Source organism: Faecalibacterium prausnitzii (assembly GCF_003287495.1).
GTDB classification, from domain to species: Bacteria; Bacillota; Clostridia; order Oscillospirales; family Ruminococcaceae; genus Faecalibacterium; species Faecalibacterium prausnitzii_I.
The window spans coordinates 162,810-173,838 of sequence record NZ_PRLE01000003.1; the positions used below are offsets into that span (position 1 = coordinate 162,810).

At 55.7% G+C, this 11,029-nt stretch carries 11 protein-coding genes and 1 tRNA gene; 7 read left to right on the forward strand and 5 right to left on the reverse strand.

Annotated features, from left to right (window positions below):
- Positions 1-120: 120 nt before the first annotated feature.
- Positions 121-2,043, reverse strand: a complete 1,923-nt coding sequence (locus tag C4N22_RS06680) for an ATP-binding protein (RefSeq protein ID WP_112148409.1) — start codon at positions 2,041-2,043, stop codon at positions 121-123.
- 142 nt (positions 2,044-2,185) lie between these two features.
- Here C4N22_RS06680 and C4N22_RS06685 point away from each other — a divergent pair, with 142 nt between their 5' ends.
- A complete protein-coding gene (locus C4N22_RS06685) occupies positions 2,186-2,401 on the forward strand; it encodes a hypothetical protein (protein WP_112148410.1) in 216 nt (71 codons plus the stop codon).
- A gap of 41 nt (positions 2,402-2,442) precedes the next feature.
- Here C4N22_RS06685 and C4N22_RS06690 read toward each other — a convergent pair.
- Both C4N22_RS06690 and C4N22_RS06695 read right to left on the reverse strand, forming a co-directional pair.
- Positions 2,443-2,515 (reverse strand) — tRNA-Ile (locus tag C4N22_RS06690).
- An 83-nt stretch (positions 2,516-2,598) separates the two neighbouring features.
- Positions 2,599-3,018: a hypothetical protein gene (locus tag C4N22_RS06695; protein WP_112148411.1), complete on the reverse strand. Its 420-nt coding sequence runs from the start codon at positions 3,016-3,018 to the stop codon at positions 2,599-2,601.
- 134 nt (positions 3,019-3,152) lie between these two features.
- Between C4N22_RS06695 and C4N22_RS06700 the strand changes: the two genes are divergently transcribed.
- The 6 genes from C4N22_RS06700 to C4N22_RS06725 all read left to right on the forward strand — a co-directional run bounded on the left by C4N22_RS06700 (position 3,153) and on the right by C4N22_RS06725 (position 8,639).
- Complete coding sequence (locus C4N22_RS06700; RefSeq protein ID WP_112148412.1) at positions 3,153-3,650, forward strand: conjugal transfer protein TraD; 498 nt, start codon at positions 3,153-3,155, stop codon at positions 3,648-3,650.
- The gene (locus C4N22_RS06705; protein WP_112148413.1) at positions 3,647-4,945 is read left to right on the forward strand and encodes a glycoside hydrolase family 10 protein; all 1,299 of its coding nucleotides are present in this window, start codon (positions 3,647-3,649) and stop codon (positions 4,943-4,945) included. The genes C4N22_RS06700 and C4N22_RS06705 overlap by 4 nt, the downstream gene beginning before the upstream one ends.
- A 130-nt stretch (positions 4,946-5,075) precedes the next feature.
- Positions 5,076-5,621: a hypothetical protein gene (locus tag C4N22_RS06710; RefSeq protein WP_112148414.1), complete on the forward strand. Its 546-nt coding sequence runs from the start codon at positions 5,076-5,078 to the stop codon at positions 5,619-5,621.
- Positions 5,618-6,535, forward strand: coding sequence for a DMT family transporter (locus C4N22_RS06715; RefSeq protein ID WP_112115544.1), 918 nt, complete (start codon positions 5,618-5,620; stop codon positions 6,533-6,535). Before C4N22_RS06710 ends, C4N22_RS06715 begins: the two co-directional genes overlap by 4 nt.
- A gap of 4 nt (positions 6,536-6,539) precedes the next feature.
- Positions 6,540-7,097, forward strand: a complete 558-nt coding sequence (locus C4N22_RS06720) for a M48 family metallopeptidase (protein WP_112148415.1) — start codon at positions 6,540-6,542, stop codon at positions 7,095-7,097.
- 42 nt (positions 7,098-7,139) lie between these two features.
- Positions 7,140-8,639, forward strand: coding sequence for a lipopolysaccharide biosynthesis protein (locus C4N22_RS06725; RefSeq protein ID WP_112148416.1), 1,500 nt, complete (start codon positions 7,140-7,142; stop codon positions 8,637-8,639).
- Positions 8,640-8,770: 131 nt separating this feature from the next.
- Here C4N22_RS06725 and C4N22_RS06730 read toward each other — a convergent pair whose 3' ends face one another.
- Both C4N22_RS06730 and C4N22_RS06735 read right to left on the reverse strand, forming a co-directional pair.
- Positions 8,771-10,234, reverse strand: a complete 1,464-nt coding sequence (locus tag C4N22_RS06730; RefSeq protein ID WP_242980975.1) for a sensor histidine kinase — start codon at positions 10,232-10,234, stop codon at positions 8,771-8,773.
- Positions 10,231-10,986 (reverse strand): LytR/AlgR family response regulator transcription factor, encoded by a 756-nt coding sequence (locus C4N22_RS06735; RefSeq protein WP_347476102.1) that lies wholly within the window; start codon positions 10,984-10,986, stop codon positions 10,231-10,233. Before C4N22_RS06735 ends, C4N22_RS06730 begins: the two co-directional genes overlap by 4 nt.
- Positions 10,987-11,029 lie beyond the last annotated feature (43 nt).

Genomic DNA, 11,029 nt, shown 5'->3' on the forward strand with positions numbered 1-11,029 from the left:
ATTGCCATCAATATGGGTTGGCAACAGCCCGATGAACTGCTGTTTCATTTGCGACTGCAGTTCGGACAGATCCGTTTGCTGGCTCCCATAGCCTCTCCGTTTCATATCGACTTTGTTTTCCTAATCGTGTTTGATGTATTTCGTGATCGTATCGATCAATTCCTCCATATTGATCGGCTTGGAAATATGGTCATTCATGCCTGAAGCCAGGGATTCCTGAATATCATCTACAAAAGCATTTGCAGACAAAGCGATCATTGGAATCGTAACTGCATCGGACCGCTCTATCCCCAAGGCTCGAATGGCTTTTGCTGCTTGGTGTCCATCCATGTTTGGCATCATAATATCCATCAAAATAAAATCGTATGTGCCTCGCGGATGATTTTTAAACAAATTCACAACTTCTTTTCCGTCTGATGCGCGTGTTACGGTCATACCAGCATTTTCCAGTATCATCGTAGCAAGTTCAGCATTTAGATCATTATCCTCAGCCATGAGAACATGAATCCCCGTCAAATCTCTCTGTAGATGTTGTTTTTGTTCTGATGGAATCACCTGTTCTGTCAACTCCAGTGGGATCTCCACTGTGAAGGTAGAACCTACACCTTTTTTGCTCTCAACAGCAATGGAACCGCCCATCATATCCACATATTTTTTTGTGATGGCCATACCAAGACCGGTTCCCTTATATTGGGTTCTGGCATTCGAATCATCTTCTTGTGAAAACGGAGCGAATAATTTTTTCTGGAACTCTTCGCTCATGCCAATCCCGTTATCTCGAACAACATAACGAGTTATGATATGTTTCTCATCCGCTCCTGGGTAACTGCTGATATCCAAAGTAATCTTTCCGCCGTCCTTTGTGAATTTCACAGCATTGCCAAGAAGATTCACCAAAACTTCTCGGATACGCGCAACATCCGCAAGGACATAGGGGTTCTTTGGGCTTTCTCGATGTACTTCAAACTTAAGATCTCGATTACAAAGAAGTCCATTCATAATCGCCAGGACGTTATCTACCAATTGAGTAATGTCCACTGGCTCGGGCGAAATCGTAACTTTTCCGCTTTCAATGCGACTAAAATCCAGAACGTCATTCAACAAAGAGAGAAGATGATTCGAACTTTTTTGAACTTTCTCCAAGCTATCATGAATCTCTGAAACCGTGTTCTGGTGAAGCGCAATGTTTGTAAATCCAATAATGGCATTCATCGGCGTTCTGATATCATGGCTCATACTAAGCAAAAACGCAGATTTTGCTTTGTTGGCAGCATCTGCTTCCTCAGCGGCGTTCATTAATAATTGTTTTTGTTTTTGCTCTTCCGCCTTGTTTTTCTGGTAAACATAATAGGTATATAGACAAATGAAAAGCAATACCGCTCCTGCGACTAAACCGCAGATGATGGAAATATGATTCGTCTTTTCAACCATTCCATAAGCTGATTGCATATCCATTTCAATGCAAAATGCGCCAATGATTTCTCCTGTCCCATCATGATTTGCTCTTACAGGATAGCAAGCCGTAAAAATCGGACCCCATGTTGTATCAATGATATCCTGAGAGTACACAGTCTCCCCAGAAATAGCCCTATCAATATACGGAACCATTTCTTCCTCAATATAATCTCCAGGGTGTCTTACATCATCCGCATTCGGATCCAAACCGTCTACCACATAAACGAGTTTTCCTTCTTCATTTTTTTGAGCGGTGTAAATATATCGAGTCGAATTCAGTGTTCTGATCTCATTGAAATAGGAAGAAATATCCTTATATAATTGCTTCTTTTCATCCGATTGATCTTTGATCTGATCAAAATCTTCTTTGCCGATGCTTCCATCCACAAGTTTGTGTACTGCATCTGCACTCGCTGTGTCACGTGTGATTTCTGTTTCAAGGGCAGTCTTCGTGTAAGAACTTTGCAGAATAAATGTGTACAACGCTATTACAAAAATGATCAAAAGCCCCGCAATCACAAAGATACTGTCGGTATTCTTCAGCCTAAGGCGTTTTTTCAAATGAATTCCTTCTTTTGTTTTCTTCATACTGCTCGTTCACGTCCTCTAAAACCTAATATACCAATTTTATCATAGCACAGTTTCATGCAATCTTCAATAAGGATCATAATTTTGTGCGTAGTACGGTATCATAAGCGAAAAGTTTATTGTACGAAAGTGAGGAGTGGCGGTGGATAACATTCTGAATCCCATAACCGCCCACCGTAAAGAACGCAACTGGTCGCTATCCGATTCAGCGGCTCACGCCGCCGGGGAACACCGCGTTGGGCGGCTGTTCCAGTCCGTCGGCGGGCAGGCCGTCTCCCTGGAGGGGACATCCCTGCCCGATGCCGTGGTGTGCAGCGTGAACACCCCGGAGGAGCTAAAAGAATTGCTCCAGTCCTGACGCCATAAAAAAAAGACACCCGAGTGGGTGTCTTTTTCAGATGGGCCATGAGGGATTCGAACCCCCACTCCTGCGGTTATGAGCCGCGTGCTTTAACCGTTAAGCTAATGGCCCTTACGGCTGCGGCAATGCCCGCGCACTGCCACAACGGATAGTATAACAAAAAAACGCAAAAATGAAAAGCGTTTTTCCGTTTTTTATTTGGTGCGGTGCGCTTCCAGCTTCTGCAGCAGGAACTCGTCCAGCATGGCGGGCGGGAAAAGCGGCTCTTGATAGCCAAAGGCTTCCCGGATAAAAATGAGCGTCACCACGGTCTGCCGCCCGGGATCCAGCCGGAGAGTGTACAGGGTATCCAGCGGCTGCTTTGTGGGCTGGTGGAGGGTGAGGTGGAGCAGGAAACCGCCGTCGTTCTCCCGGCGGCACTCATAGGCGAAAATGTCGTCCTCGCTGTGCTGGTCCAGCCGGTCAAAGCAGTCGTCCAGCGGCAGGTCGGTGCGGAACTCGCTGAGCCCGGCGGGGCCGTACTGGCTGCGGCGGGTGTTCTCCCGGCGGCTGAGCAGGAAAATGATGAGCCCGATGACGGCAATCAGGATGATAATGGAAAAAACAGCGTTCATGTGCGCCTCCCCAAGGTGATTTTCAGGTCAAGTTTTCCTTATTGTAACACAACCCGCCGGAAATTGTGATATAATATTTGAAAAATCTGAATTTCAAAGGCAGTCTGCGCCTTTTTGCAGGCAGGAGGAACTTTATGAAACTGAATTTCACCCGCAAGACCTGGTATTTTTTCCTGCTGGCCTCGGCGGCGGTGTCCATGCTCAACGGATTTTTTGTGCTGGCCGGGCAGACGTTCGGCCTGCTGGAACAGATCGCGTTCTGTCTGGCAGCCATTGCGGCGCTGTTCCTGGCGGCGGAAAAGGGTGCCCCCGCCAAGGACAAGCGGAATTATTTCCTTGTCTTTCTGCTGCTCCTGTTCAGCTATATGATCAGCGGCTGGCTGGGCTATCTCTGCTCGGCGCTGGCCTGGCCCGCCCTGCTGCTGGTGGAATACCAGCACGGCAAGCCCATCCAGCGGCAGCTTCAGCTGGTGGGCATCTCGGAAGCGCTCCACCTGCTGTTTCTGCTCCTGACGGTCTACGGCGGCATGTCTGCCATGAGTTTCTGGACCAACATCCTCTGGGTGCTGCTGGCCTGCGCCCGGGGCTGGGCTGCTTTGGCTCTGTATAAGGGGCAGGAGGAGACCGTATGACCCAGCGCCGACGGTCCCGACGGCCTGCCCGCCGCGCCCGGCGCCGCTTTGGCCGCCGGGCCTTTCTGGCGGGGCTGGGTGTTTCAGCCTGCGCGGCGGGGGCGTTTTTCCTCCGCCGAGGCACACAGGCGGCAGCTACTCCCCCCGAAGCACCCGGCCCCGCGCCTACAGCGCCTGATCCGGCCCTCCCGGCCGGGGAGTGGCGGGCTGTCTGGGTCAGCTATCTCGAATGGGCAGAGTTGGATTTCTCCTCGGAAGAGGCGTTCCGGGCCGGGGCGGCCCAGCTGCTGGACAACTGCCTCTCCCTTGGGTTGAACACGGTCATTGCACAGGTGCGGCCCTTTGGGGACGCGCTCTACCGCAGTCAGCTTTTCCCGTGGAGCCACCTCTGCACCGGCGTGCAGGGGCAGGACCCCGGCTTTGACCCGCTGGACGTCCTCCTCACCGAGGCCCATGGGCGGGGACTCTCGGTGGAAGCGTGGATCAACCCCTACCGGCTGAAAGGTTCGGCCTCCATGCCCGCCGCTCTTGCGGAAAACAACCTGATGAACACCCACCCGGAATGGGTGTGGCAGAACCCGGACAACGGCAGTGCCTACCTGAACCCGGCCATCCCGGAGGCGGCGGATTATGTCGTGCAGGGGGTAGCCGAGCTGGTGCAGAACCACGCCATCGACGGCGTGCACTTTGACGATTACTTTTACCCGACGACAGATCCGGCACTGGACGCTGCCCGGTTTGCGGCCAGCGGGGCAGGGGATCTGGGCAGCTGGCGGCGAGCCAACGTGACCGCCCTTGTCAAGGCGGCCCACGACGCCGTGAAAGCCGCCGACCCCACCCTGCGGTTCGGTATCAGCCCTCAGGGCAACCCGGACAACGACCTCACCGAACAGTACAGCGATGTGACCAGCTGGCTGACGGCTGAGGGGGAGGACGCCGTGGTGGATTACCTCTGTCCGCAGATCTACTGGGGCTTTGGCTATACGTTAAAATCCGGCAGCACCCGCTTTGCCTTTGAAAACATCGTGCCCGCGTGGTGTGCCATGCCCCGGAGCGGGAACGTGGCCCTCTATTTCGGGCTGGGTGCCTACCGGGTAGGCACCGGAGACGGCGGTGCCAATGAGGACAGCACCAGCCAGTGGAGCACGGGCAGCGCGCTGGCAAAGCAGGTGGAGACCCTGCGTGCCCAGGGCGCTGGCGGCTGGGCGCTCTACCGGTACGGCTCCCTGTTCGGGAGCGCCGCCCCGGAGCAGGCCGCCGCCGAGCGGGAGGCCCTGGCCCGGGCAAACGCCTGAGCCCGGGCAAAATTTTGGTGAAAACCGACCCAAAGCCACGCGGAACAGGGGCTTTCTCTTGTAACGCGGCCAAAAATGCGGTATGATAAAAAGACGGAAATTTCACAAAATGTTTTGAGGATACAAAGTTATGAAAAACGCAAAACGCGTCATCATCCCGGTGGTGATCGTGCTGGTGGTCCTGCTGGCGCTGAACAGCTGTAAGGACACGCTGGGCGCTGTGATCGACCAGGCCACAGGCAAGGCCGACACCGTGCAGGAAGAAGATACCACCCAGTGGGCAGAGCTCACCAGCGACCCCCTCAGCTTGGAGGGCATCGGCGACCCCTCGGCCAAGTATGCCGCGGCAGCCGTCAACAGCTGCCTGAACATCGTCTTCAACGGCATCTGGAGCCGCCAGACCGATTACTTCACGGCCCCCAACGGCGTCATCACCCTCACAGGCTACGGCACCGCCGAGGGCACCCAGAAGTATAAAATCGCCCTCTGGCGCAAGGTGGATGGCGGCGCCCAGTATGTGGACGGCAGCACCTATTATATCAAGACAGACGGCCAGAACTACCGCTGCTCCATCGGCGGGCTGGACCCGGCCGCCAGCTACCGGCTCACCATCTCCTACGATTCCAGCCGTTATTACCTCTACGGCGGACTGAAAGTGGAGGGCATCGCCGGATGACGACACAGACCAAAAATTCACTGCTGCTGATGCTCTGCTCCTTTATCTGGGGCTTCGCGTTCGTGGCACAGAGCTCCGGCTCCGGCATGGGAGCCTATTCGTTCCTGGCCGGACGCAGCTGGCTGGCTGTGCTGGTGCTGATCCCCACCATGTATGTGTTTGACGCGCTCCACCGCCGGGCAGGTGCCCCCTACGGCTGGCCCAAGGCCAAAAAGGACCGCAAGACCCTGCTGACCGCAGGCGTCGTCTGCGGCACGTTCCTCTTCCTTGCCTCGGCAGCCCAGCAAATGGGCATCATCCTCAACCCCTCCACGGCCAAGGCCGGTTTCCTCACTGCCATGTATGTGGTGCTGGTGCCGGTGTTCGGGCTGGCACTGGGGCGGCGGAACAGCGCGCAGCTCTGGGTGAGCATGGTCATCGCGGTGGCCGGGCTCTACCTGCTCTGCATGAAAAACGGCTTTGGCAGCATTGAGCTCAGCGACTGGCTGCTGCTGGGCTGCGCCGTGCTGTTCAGCTTCCAGATCATGGCGGTGGACCACTACTCCCCGCTGGTGGACGGTGTCCGCCTGAGCCTGCTGGAGTTCCTGGTCACGGCCATCGAGAGCACCCTGGCCGCGTTCCTGTTTGAGACGCCCACCCTGGCCGATTTTGCGGCCAACGCCTGGCCCATCGTGTTCTGCGGCGTCTTTTCCAGCGGCGTGGCCTACACGCTGCAAATTCTGGGCCAGAAAGACCTGAACCCCGCCATCGCCAGCCTCATCATGTGTCTGGAAAGCGTCTTCAGCGCCATTGGCGGCTGGCTCATCCTGCACCAGAGCCTCTCGGCGCGGGAGGGCATCGGCTGCGCGCTGATCTTTACCGCCGTGGTGCTGGCGCAGCTGCCGCTGGGCAAGCGCGCCGAGAGCGCCGCCTGACTCCATGGCAGGCAGAACAGCGGCACCGCGGCTGCGGTGCTCCGGCGGCATCTGGTATGAGTGCTCCCGCCGCAAGGTGAAAAAGCTCAACCTGCGGGTCCGGCGGGACGGCTCGGTGGCCGTCAGCATCCCCCTGCGGATGGACTGGGCCCAGGCGGACCGCTTTGTGGCCGAGCAGGCCCAGTGGATCGCCGAGGCGCAGGCCCGGCAGCTGGCCCGCGCCGAACGCCAGACGGAAACGCCTCTGCCGCCCAAAGAGGTGGCGCTGGCCTATTTTACGGCCATGAGCGACGCCGTGTACCCGGCCTTTGCCGAGGTGCTGGGCGGCCAGAAACCCACCATCAAGGTGCGGAGCATGGTCAGCCGCTGGGGTGTCTGCGCCATGGCAAAGCGGCAGATCACCTTTGCATTGCAGCTGTACAACATGCCGCCCGCGGCACAAATTTATGTGGTAGTACATGAGTACTGCCACTTTTTGCAGCCCAACCACGGCAGGGCGTTCTGGGCCGAAGTGGAAAAGCTGCTGCCGGACTGGAAAGCCCGGCGGGAATTCCTAAAATAAGAGCGAGCCCTGCGATAGAGGGCAGAAAGTATCATAACAACTATGTCAAACGAAAATCAGAAATCCAGCGATAAATACAGCAAGCTGGCAGGCAACACCCTGATCTTTGCCATCTCCAGCTTTTCGTCCAAGCTGCTGACACTGATCGTCCAGCCGTTTTTGACCTACGCCATGGCCGAGATCTCCGATCTGGGCCTGGCCAAGATCCTGAGCCAGTACGCCAACCTGCTCATCCCCTTTGTCTCCATGGGCATGTCCAACGCCATCATCCGGTTCGGTCTGGATAAGGGCAACAGCGAAAAGCAGGTGTTCACCAATGGCCTGCTCACCATTCTGGCCGGTTTCGGCCTGTTGGTGATCTTCTGGCCAGTGGTGCAGTTTTTGCCTGATATGGCCCAGTACGGCATGCTCATCTACCTTTATATCCTCATGAGCTGTCTGCGCACCCTCTGCACCCAGTTTGTGCGCAGCCGCCAGTGGAACAAGCTGGTGGCCATCGACGGCATCCTCTGCACCTTTGCCACTCTGATGTTCTACGTCCTTTATCTGGTGGGCTTCCAGCTGGGTGCCAACGGCTACCTGCTGGCCATCATCAGCGGCGACCTCGTCAGCGTCCTCTTCCTCTGCCTGACCGGCAAGCTGTGGAATTATGTGGAGCTCAAGGGCCTGAACAAGAACCTCTGGCAGCAGATGCTCCGCTTCTCCCTGCCCATGATCCCGGCCCAGATCAGCTTCTGGGTCATCAACGCATCGGACCTGTTCTTTGTCCGTGAGATGTGCGACGGCATCGACGGCCACAGCGGCGACGCCTGGAGCGGCCTGCTCTCCACCGGCTACTTCCTGCCCACCATCCTGACCACCCTGGGCCTGATCTTCTACGACGCCTGGCAGCTCTCCGCCGTGACGGAAGAGGAAGGCCGCGCCCAGTTCTTTACAAAAATCTTCCGCACCTATTCCAGCGTGCTGTTCTGCTGCGCGGCGGGCATCATCTGGCTCTGCCGCCCGGTCATGCACATCATGAAGTCCAACTACTACACTGCCTGGCACTTTGTGCCGTTCCTGGCACTGGCGTCCACCTGCAGCTGCTTCAACCAGTTCCTCAACAGCGTCTACGTCGTCAACAAAAAATCCACCCACAGCCTCTGGACCATGCTGGCAGGTGCCGTGAGCAACTGCATCATGAACTACTTTTTCATCAAGTGGTGGGGTCCTGTGGGCGCGACTTACGCGTCGTTCCTGGGCCTGGGCGTGGTGTTCACCATCCGCGCCATCGACGCCCACAACATGATCGGCATGAGCATCCACCCCGCCCGCGTCCTGCTCAACTTTGCAGTGTTGGCCGGAGAGGCTCTTGTCCTGCTGGCCGAGGTGCCTCTCTACGGCCTCTGGACCGGCCTCATCACGCTGGGCATCATCCTGTACAACTTTGCCGGTGTCTGGGCCATGGCCCGGATCCTGCTGCCCAAGCTCCTGGGCCGCCGGGGCAAAGCACTGGTGAAAACCATCGACTCCCTGCTGGCTCCGCGCGAAAAACAGGCGTGAAGCGGGCCATCACCGCGGTGAGCATGGCTGCGGCGGCGGTTGCCACCACTGAGAGATTTATAAAACAGCGCCCACTCGTCTGAGATTCTCAGGGGAGTGGGCATTTTTTGTATCATGGCATTTTGTATCTGTCACTTGCCGCTTTTAGCATGGAGGCTGCCATTTGGGAAATGAAGTTTCCACTTTTTATATGGCAAGTTTCTGCGCTTTCCGCATTGCTTTTCACATTTTCCGTACAACTCCGTGGTGCTGTCTGCGGTCTCTGGCGGCTGCTTTTCTCCACAAAGCATGACCTTGGCAGAGAAAACGCCATTCTGATGGGTAAATGTGCTTGCACCGCCGGTCTTTTCTGCAATATGCTGGACAGACTGGATGCCGATCCCGTTTTCCTTTCGCTTGGACGAGCGGAAGAGCCCGCTTTTTTCGTTGACTTCACCGTCAAATGCGTTTTCTACTTCGACCAAAAGAAGCCGCTCGGCATGGACATACGCGGTGATCCCGATCTTGCGCCGGGCGGGTGTGGTGCGCAGGCTGGCTTCGAATGCGTTTTCCAGAAGATTAGACAGCACCAGACACAGATCGATCTCGTCCACAGGAAGCACCTGTGGTAAGTCGAGTTTGGCACAAAAGGGAACACCCTCACGCTTTGCAAGGGCGCAATAATGGCCGACAACACTGTCCGCTGCACGGTTTTCGCAGAAATTCATATCCAGATCCGGGATCCGGGAGACCGTTTTTGCAAGGTAAGCCTTCAGGTTATCCAGATCTCCTGCCTCGGCCAGTGCGGAGATCTGATTCAGCTGGTGGCGCATATCGTGCCGCGCCTGCCGGGCTTCTTCAATGGCGGCTTTCAGGCTTTGATAGCGCTGCTGCTGCATGGAAAGAAACTGGTTTTCCTGCTGCAATCTTGCATTCTTGTTAAGGCTGTTTGCCATCAGCAGAAAGATCGCATTGAACATGAACATCAGAAACAAAAGCGCGATGCTCATAACGATGTAGACCTGCAAGACCCGGCCTGTCTGAAGTGTTATCTGGTAGCGCGGGGTTATAAAAAGATTCAGCAGGATGAACACCATCGGAAGCACCCAGAACACATACCACGTCTGCGCAAAATTGTCATCCTCCACCATTGCGCGCACTGAGTGGGTAGAAGGATAATAGGCTGCAGCAGCGGTCAGCCAGCAGATCACGTTATAAAAAATGCAGGCGCTAAAACAGAACCACGGCTTGTCCGGCGGCAGCTGCAGCCGGATCGTGATCGCCGTACCAACGGCCCGGGACAAGCTATTCAGGCACGCAAATACCGCGCAGACCGCCAGCGCGATGGTCCCGGATTTCCAGAGAGAGAGCCGCAGCGTTTTGAGATACAGGAAAATTGTCACAATCGTTATGAGCAGCAAGGGGAACGCGGTCGAGAGACCGAAATGATAGCAAAACAGCCCGCCGCCAAGGCAAAGCCCGAACAGCAGCGGCACCTCCCATACCGCAAGCTTTGCGGAAGACTGCTTCAGATAGGAGCGCACCGGAAAATACGCGAGCAGCAGGCCGGGAAACACAACGGTAAGCTCCAGGATCGGGCGCAGAACATCCTTCAACCCACACGCCCCCTTTGCAGCAGAAATTCCATAAACGCCTGTCGGGCGGCTTTCAAAAGCTCCTGACTGACATAGACCTGGCTGCCGTCCGTCATACAGAAAGCGGCATCCTGAAAATCGGCAGCATTCTCCATATTGATGATCGCGCCACGTCCGCAAACAAAAAAGCGCGGATCTTTTTTGAGCGGCTCGGTGAACGCTTTGAAGCTCTGGCGCATGGCAAGCGTTTTGCCGGCAGTGGTGCGGATATTGATGATGTGGGCGAAATGCTCGGCGGATATGATATCACAATAGCGCAAATGGATGTCGCTGCCATCCACCCTCACCGTCAAAACCGGCTCCGGGCGGGGGAGTTTTGCGAGCATTTCATCCAACAGACCGGACAACTCGGCCTCTGAAAAGGGCTTGACCAAATAATGAAATGCCCGTACCTGAAACCCCTCGAGTGCATGGTCTGTCGAGGTGGTGGTAAAAACCAGAAGACAGTCTGCGTCTGTTTTCCGAAGTTCCTTTGCCGCGTCCATGCCGCTTAAACCATCCATGTAAATATCCAAAAATGCGGCGGTAAAGCGCTGCGCTTCTTCTGCCGCCAGAAAAGCTTCTCCGCTGTCAAATTCTAAAAGCTCTGCTTCTGTACCGCGCTGGCGCAGCTGCCGTGCCAAGCGCTCTTTCAGCAGCGTGCGCTCCGTACCAAGGTCATCGACGATCGCAAATCTCATGCTGTACCAAGAAGCTATTGTTATAGCTTCCAACCTCCTTTATAAACTCTTTCATCCTGATTATAGCACAGTTGCC

Excerpts from the sequence above, each read along its gene's own strand:
- C4N22_RS06680 (WP_112148409.1), bottom strand. The coding sequence starts at position 2,043 with ATGAAGAAAACAAAAGAAGGAATTCATTTGAAAAAACGCCTTAGGCTG.
- C4N22_RS06695 (WP_112148411.1), bottom strand. The coding sequence starts at position 3,018 with ATGAACGCTGTTTTTTCCATTATCATCCTGATTGCCGTCATCGGGCTC.
- C4N22_RS06700 (WP_112148412.1), top strand. The coding sequence starts at position 3,153 with ATGAAACTGAATTTCACCCGCAAGACCTGGTATTTTTTCCTGCTGGCC.
- C4N22_RS06705 (WP_112148413.1), top strand. The coding sequence starts at position 3,647 with ATGACCCAGCGCCGACGGTCCCGACGGCCTGCCCGCCGCGCCCGGCGC.
- C4N22_RS06710 (WP_112148414.1), top strand. The coding sequence starts at position 5,076 with ATGAAAAACGCAAAACGCGTCATCATCCCGGTGGTGATCGTGCTGGTG.
- C4N22_RS06715 (WP_112115544.1), top strand. The coding sequence starts at position 5,618 with ATGACGACACAGACCAAAAATTCACTGCTGCTGATGCTCTGCTCCTTT.
- C4N22_RS06720 (WP_112148415.1), top strand. The coding sequence starts at position 6,540 with ATGGCAGGCAGAACAGCGGCACCGCGGCTGCGGTGCTCCGGCGGCATC.
- C4N22_RS06725 (WP_112148416.1), top strand. The coding sequence starts at position 7,140 with ATGTCAAACGAAAATCAGAAATCCAGCGATAAATACAGCAAGCTGGCA.